The 26,132-nt window shown below is 69.3% G+C and carries 20 protein-coding genes and 2 pseudogenes; 6 read left to right on the top strand and 16 right to left on the bottom strand.

Annotated elements, in window-relative coordinates; all coding sequences use genetic code 11:
• Positions 1-16: 16 nt before the first annotated feature.
• The 10 genes from C7M71_RS25075 to C7M71_RS25025 form a co-directional block, all read right to left on the bottom strand.
• Complete coding sequence (locus C7M71_RS25075) at positions 17-790, bottom strand: alpha/beta hydrolase (RefSeq protein WP_111489032.1); 774 nt, start codon at positions 788-790, stop codon at positions 17-19.
• A gap of 294 nt (positions 791-1,084) precedes the next feature.
• Positions 1,085-2,863 (bottom strand): FAD-dependent monooxygenase, encoded by a 1,779-nt coding sequence (locus C7M71_RS25065; RefSeq protein WP_111489034.1) that lies wholly within the window; start codon positions 2,861-2,863, stop codon positions 1,085-1,087.
• A gap of 10 nt (positions 2,864-2,873) precedes the next feature.
• Positions 2,874-4,214: an LLM class flavin-dependent oxidoreductase gene (locus tag C7M71_RS25060; protein WP_111489036.1), complete on the bottom strand. Its 1,341-nt coding sequence runs from the start codon at positions 4,212-4,214 to the stop codon at positions 2,874-2,876.
• A gap of 23 nt (positions 4,215-4,237) precedes the next feature.
• Positions 4,238-5,104 (bottom strand): ABC transporter ATP-binding protein, encoded by an 867-nt coding sequence (locus C7M71_RS25055; RefSeq protein WP_111489038.1) that lies wholly within the window; start codon positions 5,102-5,104, stop codon positions 4,238-4,240.
• Positions 5,101-5,994, bottom strand: coding sequence for an ABC transporter ATP-binding protein (locus C7M71_RS25050; protein WP_111489040.1), 894 nt, complete (start codon positions 5,992-5,994; stop codon positions 5,101-5,103). Before C7M71_RS25050 ends, C7M71_RS25055 begins: the two co-directional genes overlap by 4 nt.
• The gene (locus tag C7M71_RS25045; protein WP_111489042.1) at positions 5,994-6,947 is read right to left on the bottom strand and encodes an ABC transporter permease; all 954 of its coding nucleotides are present in this window, start codon (positions 6,945-6,947) and stop codon (positions 5,994-5,996) included. The genes C7M71_RS25050 and C7M71_RS25045 overlap by 1 nt, the downstream gene beginning before the upstream one ends.
• 2 nt (positions 6,948-6,949) lie before the next feature.
• Positions 6,950-7,978, bottom strand: a complete 1,029-nt coding sequence (locus C7M71_RS25040; RefSeq protein WP_111489044.1) for an ABC transporter permease — start codon at positions 7,976-7,978, stop codon at positions 6,950-6,952.
• Between the two features lie 32 nt (positions 7,979-8,010).
• A complete protein-coding gene (locus tag C7M71_RS25035; protein WP_111489046.1) occupies positions 8,011-9,573 on the bottom strand; it encodes an ABC transporter substrate-binding protein in 1,563 nt (520 codons plus the stop codon).
• Between the two features lie 526 nt (positions 9,574-10,099).
• Positions 10,100-11,017 carry a DsbA family oxidoreductase gene (locus C7M71_RS25030; RefSeq protein ID WP_111489048.1) on the bottom strand — a complete coding sequence of 306 codons (918 nt, stop codon included), beginning with the start codon at positions 11,015-11,017 and terminating at the stop codon, positions 10,100-10,102.
• Positions 11,014-11,448 (bottom strand): RrF2 family transcriptional regulator, encoded by a 435-nt coding sequence (locus C7M71_RS25025; protein ID WP_111489050.1) that lies wholly within the window; start codon positions 11,446-11,448, stop codon positions 11,014-11,016. Before C7M71_RS25025 ends, C7M71_RS25030 begins: the two co-directional genes overlap by 4 nt.
• A 138-nt stretch (positions 11,449-11,586) precedes the next feature.
• On the opposite strand from C7M71_RS25025, the gene C7M71_RS25020 reads away from it, so the two are divergent.
• On the top strand, positions 11,587-12,093 hold the full coding sequence (locus tag C7M71_RS25020; RefSeq protein WP_111489052.1) for a cupin domain-containing protein: 507 nt from the start codon (positions 11,587-11,589) through the stop codon (positions 12,091-12,093).
• Positions 12,094-12,600: 507 nt separating this feature from the next.
• Here the strand turns inward: C7M71_RS25020 and C7M71_RS25015 are convergent.
• Complete coding sequence (locus C7M71_RS25015) at positions 12,601-13,341, bottom strand: SDR family NAD(P)-dependent oxidoreductase (protein WP_111489054.1); 741 nt, start codon at positions 13,339-13,341, stop codon at positions 12,601-12,603.
• Positions 13,342-13,455: 114 nt separating this feature from the next.
• On the opposite strand from C7M71_RS25015, the gene C7M71_RS25010 reads away from it, so the two are divergent.
• Complete coding sequence (locus tag C7M71_RS25010; protein ID WP_162824355.1) at positions 13,456-13,923, top strand: MarR family winged helix-turn-helix transcriptional regulator; 468 nt, start codon at positions 13,456-13,458, stop codon at positions 13,921-13,923.
• A 358-nt stretch (positions 13,924-14,281) separates the two neighbouring features.
• Here the strand turns inward: C7M71_RS25010 and C7M71_RS25005 are convergent, their stop codons facing one another.
• Positions 14,282-14,734 (bottom strand): hypothetical protein, encoded by a 453-nt coding sequence (locus C7M71_RS25005; protein ID WP_111489058.1) that lies wholly within the window; start codon positions 14,732-14,734, stop codon positions 14,282-14,284.
• Positions 14,735-15,070: 336 nt separating this feature from the next.
• Between C7M71_RS25005 and C7M71_RS25000 the strand changes: the two genes are divergently transcribed.
• Together C7M71_RS25000 and C7M71_RS24995 are read left to right on the top strand one after the other, a co-directional pair.
• Positions 15,071-16,324: a helix-turn-helix domain-containing protein gene (locus C7M71_RS25000; protein WP_111489060.1), complete on the top strand. Its 1,254-nt coding sequence runs from the start codon at positions 15,071-15,073 to the stop codon at positions 16,322-16,324.
• A gap of 64 nt (positions 16,325-16,388) precedes the next feature.
• Positions 16,389-16,613: pseudogene (locus C7M71_RS24995) on the top strand (transposase); the annotation flags it as partial.
• Positions 16,614-16,747: 134 nt separating this feature from the next.
• On the opposite strand, the gene C7M71_RS24990 reads toward C7M71_RS24995, so the two are convergent.
• Complete coding sequence (locus C7M71_RS24990; RefSeq protein ID WP_111489062.1) at positions 16,748-17,335, bottom strand: DUF4240 domain-containing protein; 588 nt, start codon at positions 17,333-17,335, stop codon at positions 16,748-16,750.
• Between the two features lie 283 nt (positions 17,336-17,618).
• Positions 17,619-18,365: a GNAT family N-acetyltransferase gene (locus C7M71_RS24985; protein WP_111489064.1), complete on the bottom strand. Its 747-nt coding sequence runs from the start codon at positions 18,363-18,365 to the stop codon at positions 17,619-17,621.
• Positions 18,366-18,777: 412 nt separating this feature from the next.
• Between C7M71_RS24985 and C7M71_RS31115 the strand changes: the two genes are divergently transcribed.
• Both C7M71_RS31115 and C7M71_RS24975 read left to right on the top strand, forming a co-directional pair.
• The gene (locus C7M71_RS31115; protein WP_175607609.1) at positions 18,778-19,077 is read left to right on the top strand and encodes a hypothetical protein; all 300 of its coding nucleotides are present in this window, start codon (positions 18,778-18,780) and stop codon (positions 19,075-19,077) included.
• Between the two features lie 121 nt (positions 19,078-19,198).
• A complete protein-coding gene (locus tag C7M71_RS24975; protein ID WP_111489066.1) occupies positions 19,199-19,576 on the top strand; it encodes a nuclear transport factor 2 family protein in 378 nt (125 codons plus the stop codon).
• Between the two features lie 72 nt (positions 19,577-19,648).
• On the opposite strand, the pseudogene C7M71_RS24970 reads toward C7M71_RS24975, so the two are convergent.
• Both C7M71_RS24970 and C7M71_RS24965 read right to left on the bottom strand, forming a co-directional pair.
• Positions 19,649-20,020 (bottom strand): annotated as a pseudogene (locus C7M71_RS24970) (IS630 family transposase); the annotation flags it as partial.
• 320 nt (positions 20,021-20,340) lie between these two features.
• The gene (locus C7M71_RS24965) at positions 20,341-25,725 is read right to left on the bottom strand and encodes an Ig-like domain repeat protein (protein WP_162824354.1); all 5,385 of its coding nucleotides are present in this window, start codon (positions 25,723-25,725) and stop codon (positions 20,341-20,343) included.
• Positions 25,726-26,132: the final 407 nt, after the last annotated feature.

The raw sequence follows: 26,132 nt of genomic DNA, 5'->3' as shown, positions 1-26,132 counted from the left end.
GCGGGCGGGTGGGTGCTCACCAAGCGCTCGACCGCACCGTGATCAGCGGCCGCAGCTCGTTGCGCAGGGTTTCCAGGAAGGTGACGGTCTCGGCGGCCACCGAGCGGTGCTGGAGGTCGTTGAGGACGTCGTGGCGGGCGCCGTGGACGACCGAGAGGCGGGCGCGGGGCAGGGACTTCGCTGTGCGGGCGAGTGCCTCGTGGTCGGCGAGGGGGTCGGCGTCGCCGATGAGGAGCAGGGCGGGGACGGCGGCTTCGCTGTCCAGGGCCGCAATGAGTACCGCGTCCGGTACCGCGTCGTTGAGCGAGCCGCGCCGCACCCGGGAGTCCTGGGTGAGGGTGCCCCGGTGGGCGGGGCAGGACGTGCGGACGTCGAGTTCCTCGTCCCAGGTCCCTACGGCCTCGGTGGTCCCGGCGGCCTGGCCGGGAAGGCCCGCGAGCACCACGGCGTCCGGCTGCCCGCCGGGTGTCTCCGCCGAGCCGAGCAGCGCGGCGATTGCGGCGGCGCCCGAGTCGGCTCCGACGAGGACGAGCGGCCGTATGACACCGTCCTCGGCTGCCGTGCCCTTGACGGCGTCTGCGAGTCGGTCGGCGAAGCCGGCCAGGGAGGCGGTCGGGTCGTCGGCGTCGAGGGCCGGGGCGTCGATCACGCGGACCCGGTAGGCGTCGGCGGCGAGCCGCCTGCCGAAGCGGGCGTAGGTCGCCCGGGTCTCGCCTCGGCCGGGAACCACGAGAATCGTGCCGCGGGTGCGGAGGCCTTCGGGGCCGTGGTAGTCGCTGTACTCGGTCATGTCACGCTCCTGCGGATCCGGATGCGGATGCGGGTTCGGCCCGGTGGGCGGGCTGTCCGCCCAAGGCGGGTGCCACCTCGGCCGCGATGAGTTCGAGGGCACGGATGGCGGCGTCGTGGTCGGGGACGGCGGGGTTGAACCGGGTGATCAGGTCAGTCGCGAGACGTGGTGCTGGGCGACCCAGCCGACGTCGAAGCCGAGCTCGTCGGTCGTCGTCGCGGCCCTGGACGTGGGTGTGGAAACCGAGCCGGCAGCGTGGTCGCTCGCTCGCCATGGGGTGATCGCCTTTCGGTGTCAGGCGGTGGCCTCGGCCGGAGCCGGTGTGCGTACGCCGGTGTGTGCCGTCGTCGCCTCGACCGTCGTCGCCTCGACCGCCGTCGCCTCGACCCGCCCCAGCACCCGGTCGAGGACCGTGGCGGCGCCGGCCCGGGGCAGGTGGGTGCCGCGCCAGACCACGTGCTGGTCGGGGCGGATCAGGACATTGGCGGTGCCGTAGACGGCGCGCGCCGCCGGGTCGGTGAGGTGGACGACGGTGAACGGCAGGGACCGGGCGGCGGCCTCGGCGGCGAAGGCGTGCTCGACCGTTCGGTCCTCGGTCAGGACGAGCAGGCCGAAAGAGGTGCCCAGGCGGTCGTAGAGCGTGCCGCCGCTCGGGTCGACGGGGCCGTCCGGTGCGCGATGACCCGGTCGCGGGTCGTCCTCGTAGACGTCGGCTCGCCAGGGCGGCTCCGTGTCGAGCTGGCCGGGTTCGTAGCAGACGACCGCCGAGGCGTCGTAGCGCTCGTCGAAGGCGACGCCGGCCGCGCCGGAATGGTCCTGACGCAGGCGCGCGCCGATCTCGGCCCGTCGCCGCGAGGCCGCGTCGCTGAGGTCCGCGTCGTCGGGAATGCCGCCGTCGCGGATCTCGGCCAGGGTGGCCCGCGTGCGCCGTGACCGCTCCAGGGAGTGGTCGGCGACACGCCAGTTGTGCCGGCGGCGCTCCTGGTCGTAGGAGTCCAGCAAGGTCTGCGGGGCATGGCCGTCGAGCACCGCGGCGAGCTTCCAGCCGAGGTTGACCACGTCGCCGATGCCCTCGCCCAGATTGCCGCCGGGCGTGCGCACATGCGCGGCGTCACCGGCGAGCAGGACCCGGCCGCGACGGAAGGTCTCCGCGATCCGGGTGGCGTGGTAGAAGGTCGTCGCCGACAGCAGCTCCAGGTCCACGTCGCAGCCGAAGGCAGCCCGGCCGATCTCCAGGAGCTCGTCCTCACCGGGCTCGTGGTCGAGCGGGTACGGCCCCGCGTACACCCGCCAGTCACGGGCGCTGACGGCGGCCAGGAAGCCGGACGCGCGGGCGTTGACGACGATGTTGGTGGCGCTGGGCGCAGGCCCCACCCGGTCGGAGATGTCGCCGGTGCGGACGATGAGGCGCAGCAGCTTCTCGGTGGCGTGCTCCCCCTCACGGGCGATACCGGCCAGCCGGCGCGTGGTGCTGCTGCCCCCGTCGGTGCCCAGGACGTAGGCCGCTCGGACGGTCTGCGATCGGCCCGAGTCGACGTTGACGACCTCAGCGTCGACTCCGTCCGCGTCCTCGCGCAGCGCCGTCAGTTCCCAGCCGCCGGACACGCTCACGCCCTGCTCCGCCAAGTGGTCGAGGAACACCCGCTGGAACACGGTCTGCGGGCGGCGCAGCGCCTCGTCCGCCGAGTGCCTGGCGGCGCTGCCCCGGTCCGTGAACGACGGGCCGGAGGCCGGCACCAGTTCGTGTCCGGCCAGGGAGGTGACCAGTCTGGTGCCCCGGTGCCACTCCGGAGGGTAGGTCCAGGCGTCGCGGATGCGCTGGAGCAGCCGCCAACGCCGCAGATGCTCCACGACACGCGGGGTGTGCCCCATCGCACCGGCCCGCACCAGGGTCGCGCCGCGGGCGCGGTCGATCACGGCGGCCCGGACCCCGCGCGAGGTCAGCTCGACCGCCGCCGCCAGGCCCACCGGGCCCGCGCCGACGATGAGGATGTCGATGGCCGCCGGGGGCGCTGCGGTGGGGAAGGGGACGGTGTGGACGTCGCGGCCCCCCGTCGCCGACAGTTCGGTCATGGCGCGGCCCTCAGTCGTTCACGAGCTGGCGCTCGGGGGCGTGGCGGTTGGCGGGGATCGGCAGACCGAGGTTGCCGCGCAGGGTGTCGCTCGCGTACTCGGTGCGGAACAGTCCGCGCTTCTGCAGGATCGGGACGACGCCGTCGATGAAGTAGTCCAGTTCGTCCTCGGTGCGGAAGGCCAGGTTGATGCCGTCGAAGGTGCCGGCGTCGAACCACTGCTCGATGGTGTCGGCGACGGTCTGCGGCGCCCCGACGAAGGGTGACTGCCGGAACTGGTTGGCATTCGCGGCCACTTGGCGAAGCGTCAGGTTCTCTGCCCTGGCTTGCTCGATGAGCTTCGCGGCGCCCGTGCGGCCGCTCTTCTCCGCGAGGTGCGCGACGTCGGGGAACGGCCCGTCCAGGTCGTGGACGCTGAAGTCGTAGGCCCCGAAGGAACGGCCCAGCAGCGCGAGGTTGCGGTCGAAGTCGTTGTCCTCCTCGAAGATCTCCCGCTCGCGGCGCCGGGCCGCCTCGTCCGTGGCGGCGACGACCGGGCCCCCGTGGATGAAGATCTTGATGTGGTCGGGGTCGCGACCGTAGGCGGCGGTCCGCTTCTTGATGTCCGTGTAGTACTCCTGCGCCTGCTGAAGGGTGCCGCCCGGCGCGTAGATGCCCTCGGCGACCTGCGCGGCGAGGTCACGGCCCTCCTCGGACACTCCGGCCTGGAAGATCACCGGCTGACCCTGCGGGGAGCGGGAGAGGTTCAGCGGACCGGCGACCTTGAAGTGCTCGCCCACGTGGTGGAGTTCGTGCAGCTTGGCCGGGTCGAGGAAGACGTTGCGTGCCACGTCGGCGGGGAAGGCGTCGTCCTCGTAGGAGTCCCACAGGCCACGGGCGACCTGGACGAACTCCAGGGCGCGGCCGTAGCGGGTGGTGTAGTCGAGGTGCTCGTCGAGCCCGAAGTTCCTCGACGTGCCGGTGTCGAAGCTGGTCACCACGTTCCAGCCGGCCCGCCCGCCGCTGATGTGGTCGAGCGAGGCGAACCGGCGGGCGAGGTTGAACGGCGAGTTGTACGTCGAACTCGCCGTGCCCACCAGGCCGATGTGCCGGGTGTGGGTGGCGACAGCCGACAGCAGGGTCAGCGGCTCCAGGCGGTTGAGGTAGTGCGCCGGGTAGGTCGCGTTGATGAACTGGCTGTCGACGATGAACAGCGCGTCGAACAGGGCGTGTTCGGCCGCCTGGGCCAGCCGGATGTAGTAGTCGATGTCGATGCTGGCGTTCTTCGCGACGCGCGGGTCCTTCCACAGGCCGTGCTGGCCGGGACCGCCCACGCCGTACGGGTGGAGTGCGAGATGGATCGTGCGGGACATGGCTGTTCCTGTCTGGAGTGGACTCAGGCGTGCAGGAGGGCGCGCAGGGCTTCACGTTCGGCGCGGTCCGCCGCCGCGCTGTGCAGGGTCGGCGCGGACCGGACGAGCAGCCGCGTGTAGGCGTGCTGGGGCTGGTTGATGACGTCGCCGGCGGTGCCGACCTCGACCAGCTCGCCCTGGTACAGCACGGCGATGCGGTCGGCGACCCCGGCGACGGAGCCGAGGTCGTGGGAGATGAAGACGAGGGCCACCCCGTCGGCGCGGAGTTCCTTGAGGATCTGGAGGATCTGCACGCGGTTGGCGGAGTCCAGGGCGCTGACCGGCTCGTCGAGGATGACCAGACGCGGCTCGGTCACCAACGCGCGGGCCACCGCCATGCGTTGGCGCTGACCGCCGGACAGCTCACCGGGCAGTCGGTCGAGCAGATCGGCGGAGAGCCGGACCCGGGAGAGGAACGCGCGCGTCCGGGACGCCGCCTCCTGCCGGGGCACGCCCTGGATGAGCAGCGGTTCGGTCAGGGACGCCTCGATCGTCAGGTCCGGATCGAGGCTGCGAAGGGGGTCCTGGAAGACGTACTGGACCACGCCCCGGCGGCGCAGGTCGCGCCACTGGCGGTGGCCGTACGCGCCCACCTCCACGCCGTCGATCACGAGCGAGCCCGCCGAGGCGCGTACCAGGCCGAGCGCGGCCCGTGCGAGCGTCGACTTGCCCGAGCCGGTCTCGCCGATGATGCCGACGGTCTCGCCCGGCGCGACGCTCAGGGAGACACCGCGCAGGGCACGGCGACGGCGCCGGCGCAGCCCGTAGTGCACCTCCAGGTTCGTGACCTCCAGGACGGGGACCGCGGACTCCTCGGAGCCGGTCGGCTTCCGCGACGGGTTGGTGCTCACGCGTCCTCCTCGGAGACGAGGAACTTGTCCAGGCCGTACTGTTCGTGCTCGGCGATCAGCAGCCGGGTGTACTCGTGCTTCGGGTGGTGGAGCACCTCGTGGGTCGGGCCCTGTTCGACCACGTCGCCCTGCCGCATGACGAGGACCTCGTCGCACAGCTGGGCGACGACGGCCAGGTCGTGGGAGACCAGGACGAGGGCCAGGCCGGTTCGCTCGCGCAGGTCGGCCAGCAGGTCGAGGATCTCGGCCTGGACGGTGACGTCCAGCGCGGTCGTGGCCTCGTCGGCGATGAGGATCCGCGGGTCGGCGGCGATCGCCGCCGCGATGAGGACTCGTTGGAGCATGCCGCCGGAGAGTTCGTAGGTGTACTGGCTGTAGACCAGCTCCGGGTCCCGCAGGTGCACGGCGCGCAGCAGTTCGATCGCTCGCCGGCGGGCCTCGCGCCGCTTCAGTCCCTTCTTGACCCGGACGACCTCGGCGATCTGCGCGCCCACCCGGATCGACGGGTTGAGATAGGACGCCGGGTCCTGGAAGACCGCGCTGAGGGTGGCGCCCCGCAGGGCGGTCCACTGCGCGGACGAGAGGGCCGCGGTGTCGGTGCCGTCGATCTCGATCGAGCCGTCGGTGATCCCGAAGTGGGCGGGCAGGATGCCCAGCGCCGCACGGCAGGTGAGGGTCTTTCCGCTGCCGGACTCGCCGACGATGCCGACGGCCTTGCCGGGCGTGAGCGTGAAGCTGACACCGTGGACGATCTCACGGCCGCCGGCCTGGTCGCTGATGCGCACATCGCGTACGGACAGGACCGGCGTCGACGGGTCGGTCGGGCGGACGGGCTCGGCCGCATCCGCCTTCTCGACCTCGATGAGGGCTTTCTCGGAGAGAACGGCCATCACGCACCTCCGGCGTGAACGTGAGCGGCGTCGGCGTGGGCATCGGTGTCGGCGTCAGCGTCAGCGTCAGCGTCAGCGTCAGCGTCAGCGTCAGCGTCAGCGAGACGGTTGGCGCGCGCCCTGCGGTTGTCGACCAGCGCGCGGCCCGCTTCGCCGGAGACGTCGCGGATCGCGTCGGCGAGAAGGTTGCAGGCCCAGACGGTGACCATGATCAGCAGGGCGGGGACGAGCGGTGCCCACGGCTGCTGGCTGAGGTAGCCCAGATCCGAGGCGAGCAGGCCACCCCAGGTGGGCGCGGGGGGCTGGATGCCGATCCCCAGGAAGGTCAGGGTCGAGACGATGACGAAGCCGACGCCGATGGTCTGGGCGAGTGCCACCGCGATCGGCGGGAGCACCTTGACCCAGACGTGGCGGCGTACGACCCAGCCGATGGAGGCACCGGAGAGCAGCGCCGCCTCCACATACGGCGAGCGGGCCACGGCCAGCGTGGCGGCGCGGGCCACCCGGTAGAACAGCGGGGACACCAGCACCCCCGTGACCAGCATCGCCTGGGTGAGGCCGTTGCCGAGCAGCGCGACCACGGCGACGGCGAACAGCAGGAAGGGCAGGGCGACCAGGGTGTCGGTCAACCGCAGGGTGATCCACTCGAAGACCCGTCCGAAGTAGACCGACAGGATGCCGGGGACCGCCCCGACCCCCAGCGCTGTGAGCGCGACCTCGAGCGTGCCGAGCACGCTGACCCGGGAGCCGTCGAGAAGCCGGCTCAGCACATCGCGGCCGAGGTAGTCCGTGCCCAGCCAATGGCTGCCCGAGGCGTCGGCAAGGGTGTTGTCGGTGGTGGCCAGCGGGTCGTGGGGCGCGATGAGCGGGCCGAGCAGGGCGAGCAGGGCGATCACGGTCAGGATGGCCAGGGCGATCCGGCCGGACGTGAGGGACAGCACGCGGCGCACCATGGTCACACCCCCCGCTGGGATGCCGGCGTCACGCGCGCCAGCACCAGGTTGACGATCAGGTTGAAGGCGACGACCAGGACGATCGACACCACGAGGACGCCCTGCACGGCCGGTACGTCGCCGGCCTGGGCGGAGTCGTTGGCAAATCTGCCGAAGCCCTGGAGCCCGAAGATCCACTCTGTGACGACGGAGGCGCCCACCAGGGAGGGGAATTTCAGACCGAGGGTGGCGAGCGCCGGGCCGAGGCCGTTGCGCAGCACATGGCCGAAGAAGATCCGACGCGGACTGAGCCCCCGGACCACCGCCCCCGTCACGTAGTTCTCGCGGTAGGCCGCGATGAGGCTGGTGCGCAGTTGGCGGGCGACATCGGCGACGACGTCGAAACTCAGGGCGATGGCCGGGAGGGTGATGTGGGCGAGCCACGGGCCGAACCCCTGCGCCGCAGGGACGTAGCCGGCGGACGGGAACATGTGCAGTCCCACCGCGAAGACCGCGACCAGCACGATGCCGACGACGAAGGCCGGCATCACCGAGATCACCGTGACAAAGCCCGTGATCGCGCGGTCGACCCACGTGGTGCGGCGCAGCGCCGCGACCGCGCCGAGGGCGAAGCCCGCGATCACACCGATGAGCAGTGCGAAGGTCGCCACCGACAGGCTCACGCCCAGGCCGAGGCCGATGAGGGTGGAGATGTCGGCGCCGTGGGTCCAGCTGGTGCCGAGCTGTCCGTGCAGGATGCCGCCCAACCAGTCCCCGTACTGGACCAGGAAGGGCCGGTCGAGGCCCCACTGCGCCTCGACTCGGGCGATTGCTTCAGGAGCTGCGTCCTCACCCAGCTGGATCCGCGCCGGGCTGAGCCCGCTCAGTGACCGCAGCGCGAATGTCACGAACGTCGCGACCAGGAAGACAGGCACGAAGATCACGACCGACCGGGCGAGGGTGACCAGGACGCGGCCCAGTGCGCTCCGCGTCCGGGTCGTGGCGGCCTGGTGACGGACGTCGGGTGTGGCCGGTGCCTCCGTCGTCGTCATGGCTTGCCCCCTCTCTTGTAGTGGACGGAGTGTCAGTTGCTGCCGGAGATGGTCACGCCGGTCCAGTCGATGTGGGCCGGGTTCTTGGGCAGGGCGGAGATGGACTTGCTCTTGGCGATGAGGTTGGGCGACGAGTATGTGAAGATCAACGCCTTGCTCTGCAGGCCGACCCGGGTCGCGGCCTGAAGGACGGTCGCGTAGTCGGACGAGTCCAGCGGGGTCTGCCGGACCTTGGCGATGGCCTCCTCGAAGCCGGCCGGCTCATAGGGTGAGCTGAGGTTGAGCGGGCCGTTGGGGCCGAAGTGCGCGGTCAGGGTCTGGGCGGCGGAGTCACGCCCCGTGGTGCCGTACAGCGAGAACGTCAGGTCCTTGGCGAAGAACGGGGTGGCCCAGTTCTTGTCGATCTTGATGTCGGCGGTGATGCCGACCTTCGCCAACTGCGCCTGGACGATCTCCGCTTGGGGGTCCTCCGCCGGGATGACCAGGTTGAGCTTGATGTCGCCTGGTTTGTAACCGGCCTCGGCGAGCAGCTGCTTCGACTTCGCCGGGTCGTAGGCGTAGTCGTTCGCGGACTGCGGGTCGTAGGCCACGTACCCCTTGGGGAACGGCTGGTTGGTCACCGAGCCGTAGCCGAAGGTGAGCTTGTCGACGAACTCCTGACGGTCGATCGCGTAGCGGACCGCGTCGACGACCTTGTCGTTGTTGAACGGCGCCTTGTTGATGTTGAGGCTGATGTTGGAGGCGTTGAAGCCGGGCTGGACGAAGACGTCGAGGCCGGCCTTCCTGGCGGCTTCGGCCTGACTGGGCGCGATGTCGGCGAAGTTGTAGACGCCGGTCTGCAGTCCGGACACGACCGTCAGGGCGTCGGGGGCCGAGGTCAGCTCGACGTTGTCGATGTGGATGTTCTTCGCGTCCCAGTAGTCCGGGTTCTTCCTCAGGACCGCCTTGGTGCCTGGTACCAGCTGCGTGACGATGAACGGCCCGGCACCGACCGGGGCCTGGTCCAGTGTGTCGGGGGACGCGGCCGCCTTGGGGCTGGCGATCTGCAGGACGCGCTCACCGAGGAGTTGGGGGATCTGGTAGTCGACCTGGGTGAGGTGGATCACCGCGTCCAGCCCGTTGGCATCCACGGAACTGATCGACTTGAGGTCGCCGAAGAGCGCGGAGTTCTTCTGCTGCTGGGCCCGTTCGATGGCGGCCTTCACGGCGGCGGCGTTGACCGGCTCACCGTCGCTGAACTTCAGGTCGGGGTGCAGGTGAAACGTGATCTGGTCGCCCTTGGCGTTGTACTCCCAGCTCTTGGCCAGGTCGGGCACGGCCTTGCCGTTCTCGTCGGTGCGGGTCAACGAGGCGTACACCAGGGCGAGTTCGCGGAACTGGGCGCCGCTGCCGCCGACCACCGGGTCCCAGTGGGTGGGGAAGTAGGAGGAGGCCCACTTCAGTGTGGCGCTGCCGGTCGCCGAAGCGGGGTCGCCGCCGCAGGCGCTGAGGGCGGGGACGAGCACGGTGGCGAGGGCGGTCCCCAGGGCCGCGGCGCGCAGCCGGGCGGGGCGAAGGTCCAGTCTGGAGCGGTGGGACGTGAGTCGTCCGGACATCTCTGTTGTCTTTCTTCGAAGGCTCCGACCCGTGTCGGGGCGGCGGATCGGGAGCAAGGGCGGTTCGCCCCGGTGCCGGACGACCGCTCAGCCCTGCACGGGCAGGCCGGTGCGCACTTCGTGCACACATGGGCATGCCGCGCCCAGGGCATGGCATGGGGTGCCCATGGCATGGCACCGGGCGCCGGCGGGGTCGCGGGGTCGCGGGGGGGAAAGGGCCGGGACGCGGAAGGAGCGGGAGGCGACGAGGCCCGAAGGAAGCGGCGCGACAAGACCGGCGCTGGGCGGCGAAGCGGCGGTTGGCCGGTGCCTACGAGAGCGGGGTCAGGCGCCAGTGGGCCGTGGGCGGCAGGCGGTCAGCGACAGAGAGCGCTGCAGGTGCGCCGCAGATCCACGTAGCGGCACACCACACCGGGGTGCGTCGTGAGCATGGTGCACATCCTGGGGGCAGCGTGCGGCGACTGTCAATGGACACCAATTGGTGTCTCATTCGGCGGGACGGCCGTGACCGCTGATCAGAGGCCTGTCAGGGCGCCGTGGAAGCGCTGCGGCCACCGGCCGGGTGCACGGCGGCCTCCTCCATATGCAGCCACAGAGGACCGTTGCCGGTCTCGACGCGGACCGCGTCGGCCGGGGGCCATGGGCCGTGCGTCAGCAGTCTGCGCTCCGGGTCGGTCAGGCTTCGGTACCGTGCGAGCGCCTCCGCCGGGGCCAGCGTCACGGGGGCCGGCAGCAGCCCGGGGCTCAGCTCGTCGACCGCCGAGGCGTACTCCTCGTACGACCGCCAGCCCGGCACGACGCGATACCCGGCAGGGGTGCGGACCAGCAACGTCGGCAGCGCGTACCGGTATTCGCCGTCGGCGGTCTCCTTGGCGGCGCCGGGATGCGGGGACCCGTCGCGTACGGACAGCACCTCACCGACCGGACGACGGGCTTCGGCCCGGTCGGCGCGCACCCGCTCCAGCACGGCGGCCGACGCCGCGTCGGCGGCCAGCCGCTCAAGATCCAGACCGGGCGTGCCCCGTACCGCCGACAGCGCCAGCGCGGGAGTGTCCGCCGGTTCGCCGAGGACGAAGACCGTCTCCCGCAGTCGGCGCAGCACCCGTTCGGCCACATCGGCGCCCTGCAGTTCGGCGGCCTTGGCGATGAGCGAGGACGGCCACGAACTCGCGGCCACGCGGCTCAGTCGCGGCGCCCTGGGCGCCTGCGTGTGGACGGTGACGTCCTCGACATAGCGCGCATACCAGGCGGTTTCCGCAACCGGGTCGGGCGCCGGATCGTCGCCGTGGTCGAAGAGGATGCAGTACGCGCGACGCCAGCGGACGCGGCCCGCGAGCGCCGCACGGAGCCGGCGGAAGACGGGCTCCGATCCCCAGGCCCAGGGGCACAGCGGGTCGGTGTACTCCACCACCTCCACCGTCGGCTGGTCCGCTGCGGGCGTCACACGGCTCCCTTGTGGCTCAGCTGTCCGCCCGCCGCGGCGGGCAGCAGCGCGGCGAGCGTCGTCCCGCCCAGGAGTGCGGCGGCATCCGCTTCGAGCCGGCGCCAGACCCCGGGCAGACCGGCGGCGGGACCGGGGTAGTCGAGCCCGGCCAGCGACTCGCCCCGCAAGGTGATCAACTCGCCGTCCACGGCGCGCGCGACATCCAGGAGGGTGATCTCGTCGGCGGGGCGTCCGAGCCAGTACCCGCCCTCGCAGCCGCGCTGGCTGCGCACCAGACCGGCCCTGCGCAGCTCGCCCACCACGGACTTGAGGAACCGGAAAGGGACCTGCTGCGAGGAGGCCATGGCCTCGCACGTGAGCGGGCGGGCAGGTTCGCAGGCGAGCTCCAGCAGGGCCCGCGTCGCGTAGTCCGCCTTCGCGGAGATATGCATGCGCACATCATGCCCGACCAGGTGCTGGTCGCGAGGCCGGCCTCGGCTCCCCCGCCTCCATTGCGGGAACATTGCCGCAGGTGAAGGGCAATGGACACCTCTTGACATCCTTTCCCGGCCGCTTTAGCGTCCCCACTCATGAGCGAGCCGTTGACGACCGCCGGCGAAGGTTTCCATCCCCATCTCCATGACGCCGCAGGGCATCCGGCAGCACCCCTGCGCGCCCGCCTGCACCACATCCGGGCCGACGCTCTCGACGGCGACACGGCACAGACCGGTGGCATGCGCAGATTCGCCGCAGTCAGCGGCACCACAGTGGGCTCCGAAAAGCTGTGGATGGGCCAGACCCACGTCGCCCCCTCCACCTCCTCCTCCGACCATCACCATGGCGAGTCCGAGACCGCCATCTACGTGGTGAGCGGGCATCCCGAGTTCGTCTTCCTCGACGACTCGGGCCCGCAGCCCGAGGAAGTACGCCTGCGCACCTCACCCGGTGACTACATCTTCGTGCCCCCGTTCGTGCCGCACCGCGAGGAGAACCCGGACCCCGCCGACGAGGCCGTGGTCGTCATCGCCCGCAGCACCCAGGAGGCGATCGTGGTCAACCTCCCGCGGCTGTATGCGCTGCCGACCGGGGAAGCCTGACGAGACACCCCCGGCACGCCGCGCCCCCGGGGCCAGGGCGACTCTACGGGTCTTTGGCCGGACAGGCCCACGCGGCGCCGACGGCAGGTCGCCGTACAGCGTTCGCAGGTAGAGGGGCCATCCTCACTCGGTCTGGCGGTCTTTGCAGCCAGCCCCCTAGGCCTTCCCAGGCTCGTGGCTGAAGCGCGCTTGCGGGTCCGTGCGGGGATGCGATTTCTACCGACGACCAGGGCACGGTGGCTGGCGCCTGCCCAGCCGGTCGCGGGTCTGCTTGGGCCCTCGCCGGCGCGGATGCCCTGCTCGTCGTACCAATACCGCTGAACCCGGATCTGCCCCTCCGCCGCTCGGTCACGGTTCTGCGAATCGCAGTGTGCCGGCATGGGGGAAACCGCGCTACGGCACTCCGCAGCGCGGAGCACCTGCGGTGCCAAACGGAACACAGACACGTGACCGCGCACGTGGGGCGTGACTGTTGGCCCGCCCCACGTGAAACGGATCTGTGGCGCCTCAGGCGTTCATTCCACCGTCGACGAGCAGGTCGGTGCCGGTCACATACGACGCCTCGTCAGAGGCGAGGAACAGCACCGCAGCGGAGAGCTCCGCGGAATCCGCGAAGCGGTCCGTCGGCACGCGCAGCCGCTCCTGCGCCTGGGCGTCCTCATCCCACGTGGCCTCCATGAGCGGGGTGCGCACAATGCCCGGGCAAACGCAGTTCACGCGAACGCCCGCCGCTGCGTAGTCCTTGGCCGCGGCCCGCGCGAGACCCCGCACGCCGAACTTCGACGCCGAATACGCAGCATTCGGGGTCTTGCCTTGGAACCCGGCTGTGGAGGAGATGTTCACTATCGACCCGCCGCCTGCCGCGACCATGCCCGGGATGACAGCGTGCATTCCGTAGAAGGTGCCGTTCAGGTCAACGTCCACCGTGCGGCGGTAGTCGGCGATGGAGAGCTCTGCGGCGGGGAGGAAGGGCCCCGCGACACCGGCGTTGTTCACCAGCACGGTGATCGGCCCGAACTCCCGCTCGGTCTCGGCGACAAGCGCGGCCCACTGCTCCGGGTCGGTCACATCCAGACGGATGAAGCGAGCGGCATCGCCGAGCTCGGCGGCGAGTGCACGGCCCTCCGCCTCCAGGATGTCGGCGATCACCACGCGCGCGCCTTCGGCGACGAAGGTCCGCACATGGGACGCCCCCATCCCGAGTGCTCCGCCCGTGACGACAGCGACCTTCGACTCTAGACGGCCCATTCGTTCTCAGTCCCTTCACAGCTCGGCGACTCATGGCGCCGCAGCCTCGATCAACTACTCCCAGTTGGGACAATATCATCCGGGAGCATGTTTCGCCGGGTAGCATCAGGTGACGTGACCAGGGATTCCAGCGACCTTCGGGCAAGCAGTCGGCGCGCGCTGGCCACCGCCCACGGTGTCCACGTCGGGATGTCGCTGTTTCTCGCTTGGCGCATCTCCGACCGCAACTTCGCCGACGCGCTGAGCGAGTTCGAGCTCACGCCGCGGCAGTACAGCGTGCTGCTGTCCCTCGCCGCCGACCAGCCGCTGAGCCAGACCGAGCTTGTGGACCGCGTCGGGCTCGACCGCTCAGGGATGGGACGCCAGATCGACGACCTTGAGCAGCGAGGTCTCGTCGAACGACACCGTAACGAGGTCGACCGGCGAGCGCATGCCGTGAACCTCACCGATCTCGGCCGCGCGCGCTTCAAGGCCGCCGACGCTGCCGTTCAGCGCACGATGGCGGAGGTGTACGGCGTCCTCAGCGAAGAGGAGTTGCAGGTACTCGACCGACTCTTGACCCGCATCGTTGAACAGCGCTGAGGCCACCACCCTGAATGGCTTCACAGCCCGTGACCTGTGACGACTCACACAACGACCGATCCGGCACACGCTCTACTTGGTCGCCACGCGGATCTTCGCATGGCTCGCTCTGCTGTGCCGATCCTCCACAGCCGAGGACGTGGAGACAGTGATCTCGCGGCACGAGATCGCAGTCCTGCGCCGACAGGTCCCCGCCCCGAAGCCCACCTGGGGTGGGTGACGACGGGACGCACCAGGGCAGGCAGCAATACAGCGGCGGTCCTACGCTGTGGTCGCGCATTCCCCCCGCTCCGCACAGACGCCTGCCCGGGCCACCGCCTCGAATCGGCCATGCGGTGGCCCAGGCAGGAGGGCTGCGCTACTTGCGGAGGCTCTTGGTGTCGATGCGGAAGATCTGGTGGCCGCGATTCACATCGACAAAGAGCTTCACCTTCCCCGAGCCGAAGGTCAAAGTGACGACGACCTCGGTGTTGCGGCCGATGCTGCCGTTGTCGGCGACCTTCCAGGCGAGCGGCACGTTCTGCGCGCGCAGGACGCCGTTGGCGTGGTTCTTCGCCTCCCAGGCGTTCAGCCCCTTCTGGAAGCCGGCGGTGAGGTAGTGGCTGCGCAGGGCCTTCCCGAGGTGGCCGCTGTCCTCGTCGATCACCGCGTCTATGTAGGCGCCGTAGAAGTCGGCGACGCGGGTGAGGTTGTCGGACGGCTTGCCGCTGACGCTGCGCGGGGGCCCGGCGGAGGCCTGGACGGCGGTGCCGAGACCGAGGCCGACGGTGAGGACGCCGGCGACGAGAGCGGTGCGGGCCTTACTGGTCATGTCTGTTCTCCGTTTTCGAATGGCCGCATGGTCGAATGGCCGAATGGCCGGACTGTGCTGCGGAGGTCGGTTACGGGCCGCCCCTCCGAGCCCGTGGCGGCGTGGCGGGAGGAGGGCCCCGGACGGCCCCGTCAACGGAGCCTGTCCGCGGCCTTGACGGCCGTCTGCTTGGCCGGTCCGGCCCTGGTCGGTGCGACACCCAGAGCATCGGCGGTCACCGCATCCCCGCGCAACGACTGACGCCCTCTTGGCGACGGTGGAACCATCCCAGCCCATCTGACGTGCAGGTATGTGAGCCCCTGGGATGCGGGATCGCAGGCGGACAACGGGGGAACAATGCCGATTCGAGACGATGCCGAGGAGTTCGCGGCGCTGCTGCGCCGGCTGAAGGACCGCACGGACCGCAGCTACGGCTCCCTGGCCCGCCGCCTCACCATGAACACCTCCACACTGCACCGGTACTGCGCGGGCGAGGCGGTGCCTCAGGACTTCGCGCCCGTGGAGCGGCTCGCGGCCTTCTGCGGGGCGACACCGCAGGAGCGGCTCGAACTGCACCGGCTGTGGCTGTCGGCGATGACGGCTCGGCAGCAGGCGCGTAGGGCCGCTTCGGCACCACCACCCGCAGCGATCCCGCCACCCGCAGCGGTCCCGGACCGGGTGCCCGCCGAGGGGAGCAGCCCCGCAGAGCAGCCCGAGAACGATCCCGACCCGGACAGGCCCGCCCCCTCCTCCCCTCCCCGCCCCTGGTACCGCCGCCGACGGATCCTGGCGTCCACCGCTGCCGCCTGCGCACTGCTCGCTGCTGCGGGCAGCATGTCCGCCCTGTCGGGCGGCCACTCCCTTGAGGCGGATGCCTCCGGCTCCGCCTCCCTGAGGTCCGCGCCGCCCGGCCCCCCACACAAGGCCCCCGCCCCCTCCGCCACCGGCAGCGGTCCCGCCTCGGCCGCGAAGCCGGCCACCGGCCTGCCCCTCACCTGGAGCGCCGACTCCCAGGTCTGGGACATGGGCTGCAGCTACGACTACGTCATCGACGAGCCGCCCGCACAGGTGCCTCCACCGCCGGTGCAGCAGGACGCCGGAGCGTGGGCGGCGTCGCAGGGCGCAGTGCCCGGGCGGCAGACGTTGGTGCAGGTCACAGTGCAGGGGCGGTCGTCCACGGCCGTGGTCCTGGAGGCGCTGCGCGTCCGCATCGTCAGCCTCGGCAACCCGGCCGCCGGGAACGCGTACGCCATGGACCAGGGCTGCGGCAGCGATCAGGCACCCCGCCACTTCACCGTGGACCTCGATGCCGACCGCCCTGTCATCCGTGCAAGGAGCGGCACCGACACAGGACACGCCATCGCGGCCGTGGACTTCCCGTACCGCGTCTCCGCCGAGGACGCGGAGGTACTACTGGTCGTCGCAACGACACAGCTCTACGACGCCCGCTGGTACCTCGAACTCGACTGGTCCTCCCAGGGCCGCACCGGCACGATCCGCATCGACGACCACGGCCACCCGTTCCACACCACCAGCATCAAGGGAGCACCGCACTACTGGTACGGCGAAAACCCTGCAGGCAAGCGTGCCTGGGTCCCGTACGACGGCTGAAGGCGGGCGGACTGCTGGCCTATGCTGCCACGCTCGATGTCCCGCGCCACGTCCTGGAGTACCTTGGGATGCCGAGGCCGTCCGCGATGACGTGCGCGAATACGTCGTCGAGCACCTCCACGACGAAGCCGCGGTGCTCGTCGTCGACGAGCCCGGCGATGTGAAGAAGGGCATCCACACCGTCGGGGTCCAGCGCCAGTACACCGGCACCGCCGGACGGATCGAGAACTCCCCGGCCGCGGTCTACCTCGTCTGTGCCGGCGCCCGGGGACACACGGCGGTGGACCGGGAGCCATTACCGGCGACAAGTCGCATCCCAGACATGAAGATCGCGATCCACAGCTGGAGTACTAAGTACCGAGTAGCGGTTGGTGCGCACGGCGATCTGTTCTCTGAACTTGGCGGCGAAGGGGTCCGGTGGGCTCAGGCCTCGCTGTGCTCAAGGAAGAGGCGGGCCAGTCCGGGGAAACGGGACTGCATTTCCGAGGCGTCGTCGAAATCGAAGCTCTCGCCCATATCGGCCGGCGCCTGGTCGGTGCGGGGTCCGCAGAACTGGTCGTAGTCGTCGTAGAAGGTGCAGTCGTCTTCGTCGCCGTGGATGCGCTCGTAGGCGTAGGAGGCCGCGTAGTTGACGGTTTCGTTGAACAGCGCCTCGTCGCTGCCTTCGGCCGCCGCAGCGATGACGTCTGGATGCTGGGCGAGAACATCGGGTGCGGTGGCGGCCCGCTCGTACCACTGTCGGCCCTGCGCAATCAGTCCGGCGCGGAAGTCCATGAAGGCGTCGTCGGAGCATCCTCCACCGATCAGATAGCCAGCAGCCCACATGTCCCAGCGGTAGATCGCCCCGTGCAACTGATCGAAGCGCTGCTGGTATTCGAGGATCGTCTGCTTCGAGGTCGCCGCAAGCCGCTCAACCAGGGCCGATGCGAACGCTTGGCCCGGGTCTCCGGAGGCCGAAGCGGCGTCGGTGCGTGCTGTTTCGATGACGGTCCAGAAGTCGTCGATGTTCATGGCCGCACCCTCTCACCTGCCCCTGACATCCGACCTCGGGGCTTGGTTTCGGGGGGTCTGCATGGGGAGGTCAACGGTTCGCGGAGCCCGCCGGTCGATCTGGGAGAGCTTGTCGTTCGCTCCCGCGAGGGTGGTCTGCAGCCCTTCAACCTCGCCGAGCCACCCATGCCTTCCGGCACACCTTTACCTCGGCGGTTCTCGACGCCGCAGACGGCAACACCCTGATCGCCCGGGACGCCCGCTCGTGCGGGACGCTCACTGCGGTCGAGTTCGGACGGCGGCCTCACCTGCCCTGGCCATGAGGACCGCCGTCATCGAGGCGAACGCTGAGCTGGGCCCCCAACTCCCGGAAGCCCAGCGCAAGCGCTACACGCTTTGACGGGTGCGGGCGTGCTCGCCACTGCGGAAGCAGCCCGGCGTCCAGCGCGCGGGCCACCGCCGCAGAGGCCACCGCTCGTGCCAGCCCCCGGCCGCGACAGTGCGGCGCGACCAGGACGCCGAGGTGGGCCACCGACTGCGGCCATGCGCGATAGCCGGCTGCGGCAACCACGTCGTCACCGTCATGCACGACGCATGCGGGAGAGGTGATGTCCTCCAAACCGCTTTCCCCAGCGTCCTCTTCACCGGCACGGGCCAGCAGCGCGGCCAGTCCATCGTCGTCGCCTGGCACCTCCTCGACAGCGGCGCCAGCATGCATGGGCCGAAAGTCAGCCCGGTCAAGATAGAAGAGAGACGCAGGCCCCAGTACATCAAGGACGGGCAGTATCTCACGCAGGCGATCCGCGTCGACGAGATCCTGAGGGGACAGCTTCCTTGCGGGACCCGCCATCAGCTCGGCGATCTGATCGCTCGGCACAGTGACGATGCCGGCGTCACCGAGGAGCACGATCCCCGTCCACAACGGCGGACACAGCCGTGATCCGGGGGAAACCGCCACGTTCACCCCGTCCGGGGAGGAGAACTGCACAGGCACCACCGCCAGCTCGACCCATAGTCGGCGGGCTCGGTCCAGCAAGAGATCTGTAGTCATGGCCGCATCGTGTCGGGCCCCAGTGCTTTGCACGACCGGTTTTCTCCGAGGCGGAGGGCCTGGGCCTGGGCCCTGCTCTGCGACACCTCATGCAACCGGCTTCTGCCCGCGGCACGACGACCACACGAACGAGCGACAACAACACCACCACCCAACTCGCCGTCGCGGACATGTAGTCTATGAATCGTCGCAGTTCAGAGCAGGTTCACGGGCTCCAGCGGTCGGTAGAGTCGACGGCCCCCTGAATCCGTATGCGGCGAAGCCCGAGAAGCGCCCCGAGAGCTACACCACCCTTCGCGTCCCACAGGAGAGCGGGGCAGCTGGGGGGCTCGGGAGACTGCGGCAGGGCTGGCTCGGCGAGGTCGCCGCGATCGAGGCAAGCCTCGCCGCCGCCTCGCAGAAGCTCGCCGCCATGCGCGACTTCGTGACCCGGCGCACCACCGTCCACCTCGGCATGCCCGATTCCGTGGCGTCGTCGCGCGCATCGACTCCGAGCAGCGGAACGAGGATGCGAAGCAGCAGTCCTGAGCACTACAACGAGGGGATGACCGTCTTCCTCTGTTCCGAGGGTCTCAACCGGGCCTGTCCCTGCGGCGCTCCGGTCGCGACCCTCGCGGCCGACTGCTTCGGGCCCTACGAACCGCACCTCGACCCCGTCCGGACCTACGCGTTCGCGTCCACCCAACTTCTTCACGACTACTTTCCGCCGTGAGCTTCAGCTCGCAGGCGGACCTGTCACTGAGCTGGGCTAGTGCTGTGACCGGGGTGGTTCACCGTGATCGGAAGGCGGCTCGCGGGTCGAGCGCACGCGAAACGGCTGGTATTACTGGGGCATGCAGGAAGAGACCGCACGCTCCGCGATCGACACGTTCATCTCCGCGTTCAACGCCTCGAACGACAGCTATGTGACCGCCCTGCTCTCCCAGGCCCTGACCTCAGACGTGGTCTTCTGGGGGCCGTTGGGCCGCAGCGAAGGAATCGCGGCGGTCGAGCGGTTCGTGCTGGACATCCGGCGCCACCCGGCGGGGACCGGCACGATGGTGCGCTGCTCAGAGGTGGACATGCCTGACGAGTGGGCCCGGTACCAGTGGGTCTTCACCACGCCGGATGGAGGCCCCCGGCTGGCGGGAACGGACGTCGTCCATCTGCGGCGGAGCCTCATCGACCAGGTCATCGTCTTTGCGGGGGAGATCGAGCCGTCCGCCTCCTGAGTCATCCTTCTGTCGCTGTCCTTCTCCTGAACTTGCCCCCTTCGGCGCTCGGGGGCTGCGGTTCGCAGTTGGTCAGGCTGCGGTGTTGAGGGGACGTCCGCCCCAGCGGATGCCCTTTTCGCTGCGGATGCGGGCACGTTCCTTGCGTTGGGCGGCGAGTACGTCGGGGTGGCGGGCGTTGGTGTTGCGCCGGCGCAGGTAGCGGTGCAGTGCCTGGGTTGGCGCGGGGTGGCTGCGGTGGTGGGAGTTGGCCGGGGTGAACTGCCGCAGCGGGCCGAAGTGGGCCTCGATCGGGTTGGCCCAGGAAGCGTGGGTCGGGGTGAAGCACAGCTCGACCTTGTTCTTCTTCGCCCAGCGGCGGATGTCCGCCCCGGTCTGGGAGGAGACCGCGGCCTGGATGACTCGACGTCTGCCGACGCGACCGCCTCGGGGGCATCCTGCGCGAGTACCAACATGCAGCGTGACCAGCACGGACGTGGCTCTTGGCACCTACAGCCTTGCCGGGGTGCCGGATCCGCGGGATCGCCGGGGTCACCGCGACGGCCTGCGCCGAGACCGGCGGCTCCCCGTACGGGGCGCCCGCGCTCCCGCTGTCCGTACAGTCGGTGGAGTGCCGGCTCGTGCCCTACCACCGGTGGGCCCGCCCTGTGTCGAGCTCGATGCGGGGTCTGGCAGCCGGCCACGTGGCCACTCTCTTCAATGGCGTGAAAGCCCGCCCGAGGCCGTGCCTCGGGCGGGCTTCGTCTGTTATCGGTCCGGCAGCGCTACTTCACGATGAGGACCGTGCCGGCCTTCGACGACGTCGCCGTCGACGACCCGCTGTAGGTGGCGGTCACGGTGTAGGTGCCCTTGGCGAGCTTCGGCAGCGTGAGGCTGGCCTTGCCCTTCGAGGAGACCGTGAGCGTCTTCGACACGACCGTCCTGGTGGTCGTCGTCGTGACCTTCCTGCCGTGCTTGACGACAGTCTCCTTGACCGTCTGGGTGACCTTGATGACGACGGAGCCCGCCGGCTTCACCGTCGTGACCTGGGCCGTGACCGTCGCCTTCTGCGTGTGCTTCGGCGACTTCGGCGAGACCGAGACGGCCGTCTTGGACGACGTCTTGGCCACCTTGACCTTCACGGTGCCCGTCGACGCCTTGAACGCCTTGTCACCCGAGTACGCCACCGTCAGCGTGTGCGAGCCCACCGCCAGGGTCTTCGACACCGTGACGGTCGCCTTGCCCGACGCGAGCTTCGCCGACCCGACCAGGGCCTTGCCATCGGTCACCCGAATCGTGCCGGTCGGGGTGCCGCCCGGTCCGGTGACCTTCACGGTCACCTTCGCGGAGGTGCCGAACTTCGTCGACGACGCGGCCGCAGCAACGGTCGACCTCCCCTTGTTGGCGATCACGAAGGAGACGGTCTTCTCGGTCGTCCTGCCATTGGTCCCCACGGCGTCGATCTTCAGGCCGTACGACCCGTTCGGGAGCGTTTCGGTGTCGACCACGAGTGTCGGCTTGAGGCCGCTGTTGGTGCTGCCCGGCGCCTTGGTGTTGTCCGTGACCCACACGTGCGATGCGCCCTTGTTGAGCTCGATGTACGTGTAGGACACGTCCTTCGCGTCACCGCCCAGGGTCACGGTGAAGGTCGTCCTGCCCTTCACGGTGTCCCCGTCCGCGACCGACACCTTCTTGATCTCCGGTCCGGTCGTCGCGAGCGCGAGGCCCGCGAGCGCGTCGTCGATCTTCGCAGTGGCCTCGTCGACCTGGGCCTGCTTGAGGTTCGGGTCGTCGACCTGGGCGAGGATGTTCTTGCCCTGGTCGACGGCCTTCTGCAGAACCTTGATCGACTCGGGCGTGTAGTTCGCGGACTGGTCCAGCTTGGCCTGACCGTCGTCGATCGCCTTCGCGAGCGCCGCGAAGTCCACCGACGCCGTTGAGCCCGCGGTCCGCAGGTTCTTGATCGCGTTGGTGAGCTGGGTGGTCGCCGTGTCGACCTCGTCCTGCGTGTGCTTGGTCGCGGTGCCTTCGAGCTGGAGCTCGTCGAGCAGGCTCTGCGCCACCGTGAGCTTCTCACCGAGCGCCGCGAGGCTCTTCGCGGTGAACGTGTCCGTCATCTGCGAGAGCGTGGTGCCCTGCGCGACGGCGGACCTGAGAGCCGTGACCTCGAGCGGGATCACCTTCTTGGCACTGATGGTCAGCTCGTAGAGGCCGCGCGACCAGGCCTGGCCGGTCTTGCCGTGCGACATGTCCACGTTGTCGACGTTCGCGTACTTGACGTAGCGGTACGTGTCGCCGTCCAGGTTGTGCGCCTGGAAGCCGGGGACGTTGTTCTGCTTGTTGTTGGCGATGATCCGCCAGTTGGTCGGTTTGCCGTTGGCGTCCACGTCGTTCGTGGCGTAGATGCCGTAGCGGTGCGCGTTGTCGGAACCGCCCACCGACTTGAACGACAGGCCGATCGTACTGAGATCACGCTTCTGACCGAGGTCGAAGGTGGTGAAGAAGTCGTTGCCTGTGCCCTGGTAAAGCTCTTCGTTGCCGTCGTAGTTGTCCAGATCCCAGTCCTTGCCGTCGAAGGCGGCCTTGATGCTGTAGTTGCGGATGATGCCCGCATCCTTCAGCGAGGTCCGCTTGATCAGCGACTGGTCGGCCACCTGGCGGGGATCGCGGATCAGGTTGCCATTGGCGTCCTTGAGGGGCCGGTCGTCGGTGCCGAGCAGATAGCCGGCCCCGTTGGTCCACGTCGCCGCGTTGGCCCGGCTTTCGCCGGAGACGCCGTCATTGCAGGTCTGCCAGCCGTTGGTGTCCGGGATGTCGCACTTCTCCGGGTCGAACTGCTGCTCCCGCTGGTAGTCGATCACGCGCGGCGTGTGGTTGTCGGGATTGGCCTTGAACTCAGGCTTCTGCAGGTCGGCATACGTGTCCGGTACGGCGAACTTGATGTTCTCCTCGGTCGGGTCCGTCGTGACCTTGCCCTTGCCGTCCGCGTCGAGCGTGATGAACACCTTGCCGCTGTACTTGACGGTGACGAGGCCCTTGTCGGACTTGTACGCGGGGAAGCTCGACGTCGCGGGCTTGCCCTGGTTGCCCCGTCCCTCGACGCTGACCAGCTGGTCCGACACCTGGGCGCCGCTGCCGTCCGCGTCATCGTCAATGGTCATCGGCAGCCAGATCGAGAAGGAGTCCTCAAGATCGCCGACGACCCAGTGGCTTCCACTGAACAGGTAGTTCGGGTCGTCCTTCGTACCCAGGTTGTAGGCGCCGCCGACCTGGCTGTTGTACGTGGTGCCATCGGCGAACGGCTGGAGATTCGTCCACGCGCCACTACCGTCGCGGTAGCCGTACTTGTCGCGCGGATATGCGGAATTGTCGAAGCCGTCCGAGATGAATCTGCCCGTCGTCCTCTGGTACTCGGCCTGGTTCTTGTACCAGCCCGACTGACCGGAGGTCAGCAGGTACAGGTGGGTCCCGTGGGGCCCGCGGATCAGCTGCGGGGCCTCGCGGTGCTTGCCGACGTCGAGGTCGTACTCCTTGTCACTGACGACGGCCGTCATGTTGTCGTTGAGCTGCCAGACACGCATGTACTGGTCGTCGGCCGCGGTGATGAAGTAGGCCTTGCCGTCGCCGCCGGACTCCACGGTGTCATTGATGATCGTGTAGTCGCGGCTGCCGTACCCGATGTTCTGTCCGTAGCGGGCCGGGGTCGGGGTGGAGTTGTCCATCGTGTAGTAGACCTCGGTGCCGTACGTCGGCTCGAAGACCTTGATCTCCTGGTACCCCGGGGAGTTCTGGTAGCTCCCGGCGGGATGCGACGACACCGGCTGGAAGATCGGGACGCTGCCGTATTCGCTCGTTCCCTGCTTCGCGTACCGGAACGTCTGCGAGACCACGTCCGAGTACTTCAGGTCGCCGGTGTCCTCGCTGCCGGTCTGCGTGGCAGCCTTGATCGTGAACTCCCCGTCGACCAGTGTCGAGCCATTGTTGCCCTGGGTCACGACGATCGGGTACGGGTTCCAGCGCGTGTTGTAGGCGATGCGATTCGGGTTGTTCGGGTCGGTCGGGTCTGAGCCGTCGTTCGTCAGCCAGATCGTGCCGTCGTACGTGGCCGGCGACGTGTTCGTCGCGTAGATCGCATCCGCCTTCTGCGGATCCGAATTGCCGCGCAGCACCAGCACGCCACCGACGTTGTTCTCACTCAGCTGCGGCGAGATCAGCGGAGCGGCGGGCTTGGCGGCGCCGGCACCGTCGGACGGCTTGTTCATGTCGACCGACACCAGGGTGCTCATGGTCTTGGAGGCGTCGATCTCACCGACCTCGGGGAAGATGCTGTCCTTGACGTTCGGGTCGTAGGCGCCTATGGCCGAGCTGTCGCTCTGCGCGAAGGTGACCGTATACGTCTTGACCACGGACCCGTCGGCGCTCTTCACGGTGATCGTCGCGACGTAGTTGTTGGCCTTTGCCGGCTGGTCGACCGTGGCCGTTCCCTGGGGGTTCACCGCCTTGACCTCGCCGATGGCGGTGAGGTCGGGGACGCTGACCTTGTAGGCGAGCGTCGACGGATCAAAGCCGGAGACCTTGCTCGCGCCGGCTCCATAGGTGATGCCGCCGATGGACACCGGGCCGACCGTGGTGAGACCGGAGAAGGTGATTTCATTCGCCTTCATCCACTGCCCCTGGAGGGTCACGCGAGCCTGGTCGAAGGCGATCGAGGGGTCCAGCGTGACGTCGTACGTGCCGAGCTTCTTGCCGACACTCGTCGTGCCGAGCTGCTTCCAGTCGCCACCGGCCGCACGACCCTCGACCAGGATGCCGTCGGGGGCCTGCTCGGAGAACTTCACGGTGGCCTTGCCACCCTTGATGTACCCCTGGGCGAACGTGAAGGTGGCCGAGGCGTTCGACTGGTTGTACGTGGACCAGCGTGAAGCGTCGCTGCTGTCACCGTCGCAGACGAAGTGGCCGCTCGTGCCTTCCTGGAAGGACACGGCGAACGACAGGTTCCCGTCTCCGGCGCAGGGGGTGAAGGTCAACTGGCTGGAACCGCCACCCGCCGGCGCGTCCTGCGGGTAGACGACGGCATCGACGCCGTCGGTCGTCCTGCCCACATAGGCACTGCCGTCGACGCCGGCGGCGTACTTGCCCTCATTCGCCGGATCGTCGGTCTTGACCGCCGGGTAGCGCTGCACATAGGTGCCCGCCGTCAGATTGCCGTTGTCGCCGTTCGGATCCCTCTTCGCCTGAGCGGCCGTCCAGGCGCTGGTGTCCCAGTCCGTCATGCGCACGGCACGCGCCTTGAGGCGCAGCGTGTCCTTGAGGTCGTTGAAGTTGAAGGTCCACCAGTTGCCTCCGGTCGCGGAGGTGCCGAAGCCCGCGTCGCCGGAGACGTTCCAGCCGGCCCGGGTCTCCCAGCGCACCGGGTTGACGCTGCTGCCGTTGACCTCCGGGCTGCCGCCGTTGCTGGTGTTGTAGAGCTGGATGGCCTCCGGATAGCTGGCCTCAGCCGGCTTCTCCAGCCTGTTGCCGTCCACGCCGATGGAGTAGGGATCGCCGATCAGCCTGCCGACCCGGTCGCCGAACGCCTCCGGGTTGTCCGTGTTCAGGTCCGCCGACGGAAGGACGCTGTCGTCGAGGCTCTTGACGTGGTGGCCGCCCTTGGCGTCCACGGTGCCCGCTCCCGGACGCTGATGGTTCTGATACACCGAGTACGGCCCCGTGACCTTGTCGGCGATCAGTCCGAGCGTCTCGGAGGCGTTGTAGTCGGAGTTCATCTCCCAGTGGACCCACACGATGAACTTGCCGTTCGGCGTCCGCGAGAAGGCGACGCGTTCCGACTTCGCATTGGCGAAGGGGTAGATCTCGTCCCCTGTGTTCGGGTCCTTGAAGTGCGTGTCCGGCCCGGCGATGACGATTTCGTTGCCGTCCGCGTCATGAACCGGCTGCTTGTGCGACCAGTCCTTTCCGCCGTACAGCACCAGGTTCGACGAACCGCCGGCCGAGGCCGCGATCGCGCTGCCGCCGACCGTGTAGTACGTATCCCCCACCTTCACGCCCGGCGAGCCCATCGGCGTGCCGTCCTGCGTCGATCCGGTCGAGTTGTCGACGACGAAGGTCTGGGCGGACGTGCCATCCGCGTGGGCGGGGGCCTGCGCCAAGCCCACCAGCGGCACGGACATCGCCAGACAGGCGAGTGCCGCGACGCCTGGTCTGCCGAACAGGGCCCTCGATCGTCGGCCACGTATGGACTGATGACTCAACGTAGTTCCTTTCTCAATCCCCGATGAATGAGAATGCTGCGGACGGGCTGGAGTGAACTCGCGAAAGCGACGACACCGTCCGTCCCGTGAGATGACCGAACTACGAGCCGGCTTTTTTCGCTGAGCCGACCCTCCCTCCTTCCTTCCTGGTTGCCAGGCCGTCTGCCCGGGTGGCGGCAGGCGTCTTGGCCGACCGGCGGCCCCTGAAGGCAGCGGTTGCCCAGAGGGCATCGGAGATGGCAGCGGTCGACGTGCGTCCGGCCGCGGCGGGCGAGACGTCTCGGCCCCAAGGTGCCCGCACCGTCAGGCCGGTTGACCTCCGGTCG

It is taken from the genome of Peterkaempfera bronchialis (genome assembly GCF_003258605.2).
In the GTDB taxonomy this organism is placed as follows: domain Bacteria; phylum Actinomycetota; class Actinomycetes; order Streptomycetales; family Streptomycetaceae; genus Peterkaempfera; species Peterkaempfera bronchialis.
Note: the sequence above shows the minus strand (reverse complement) of the source record. Positions and strands in the feature narration are given on the sequence as shown.

What these genes read in the sequence shown, in the direction of transcription:
- C7M71_RS25075 (WP_111489032.1), bottom strand. Translation starts at nt 790, where the DNA reads ATGACCGAGTACAGCGACTACCACGGCCCCGAAGGCCTCCGCACCCGC.
- C7M71_RS25065 (WP_111489034.1), bottom strand. Translation starts at nt 2,863, where the DNA reads ATGACCGAACTGTCGGCGACGGGGGGCCGCGACGTCCACACCGTCCCC.
- C7M71_RS25060 (WP_111489036.1), bottom strand. Translation starts at nt 4,214, where the DNA reads ATGTCCCGCACGATCCATCTCGCACTCCACCCGTACGGCGTGGGCGGT.
- C7M71_RS25050 (WP_111489040.1), bottom strand. Translation starts at nt 5,994, where the DNA reads ATGGCCGTTCTCTCCGAGAAAGCCCTCATCGAGGTCGAGAAGGCGGAT.
- C7M71_RS25045 (WP_111489042.1), bottom strand. Translation starts at nt 6,947, where the DNA reads ATGGTGCGCCGCGTGCTGTCCCTCACGTCCGGCCGGATCGCCCTGGCC.
- C7M71_RS25040 (WP_111489044.1), bottom strand. Translation starts at nt 7,978, where the DNA reads ATGACGACGACGGAGGCACCGGCCACACCCGACGTCCGTCACCAGGCC.
- C7M71_RS25035 (WP_111489046.1), bottom strand. Translation starts at nt 9,573, where the DNA reads ATGTCCGGACGACTCACGTCCCACCGCTCCAGACTGGACCTTCGCCCC.
- C7M71_RS25025 (WP_111489050.1), bottom strand. Translation starts at nt 11,448, where the DNA reads ATGCATATCTCCGCGAAGGCGGACTACGCGACGCGGGCCCTGCTGGAG.
- C7M71_RS25020 (WP_111489052.1), top strand. Translation starts at nt 11,587, where the DNA reads ATGAGCGAGCCGTTGACGACCGCCGGCGAAGGTTTCCATCCCCATCTC.
- C7M71_RS25015 (WP_111489054.1), bottom strand. Translation starts at nt 13,341, where the DNA reads ATGGGCCGTCTAGAGTCGAAGGTCGCTGTCGTCACGGGCGGAGCACTC.
- C7M71_RS25005 (WP_111489058.1), bottom strand. Translation starts at nt 14,734, where the DNA reads ATGACCAGTAAGGCCCGCACCGCTCTCGTCGCCGGCGTCCTCACCGTC.
- C7M71_RS25000 (WP_111489060.1), top strand. Translation starts at nt 15,071, where the DNA reads ATGCCGATTCGAGACGATGCCGAGGAGTTCGCGGCGCTGCTGCGCCGG.
- C7M71_RS24990 (WP_111489062.1), bottom strand. Translation starts at nt 17,335, where the DNA reads ATGAACATCGACGACTTCTGGACCGTCATCGAAACAGCACGCACCGAC.
- C7M71_RS24985 (WP_111489064.1), bottom strand. Translation starts at nt 18,365, where the DNA reads ATGACTACAGATCTCTTGCTGGACCGAGCCCGCCGACTATGGGTCGAG.
- C7M71_RS31115 (WP_175607609.1), top strand. Translation starts at nt 18,778, where the DNA reads ATGCGCGACTTCGTGACCCGGCGCACCACCGTCCACCTCGGCATGCCC.
- C7M71_RS24975 (WP_111489066.1), top strand. Translation starts at nt 19,199, where the DNA reads ATGCAGGAAGAGACCGCACGCTCCGCGATCGACACGTTCATCTCCGCG.
- C7M71_RS24965 (WP_162824354.1), bottom strand. Translation starts at nt 25,725, where the DNA reads ATGTCCGTGCCGCTGGTGGGCTTGGCGCAGGCCCCCGCCCACGCGGAT.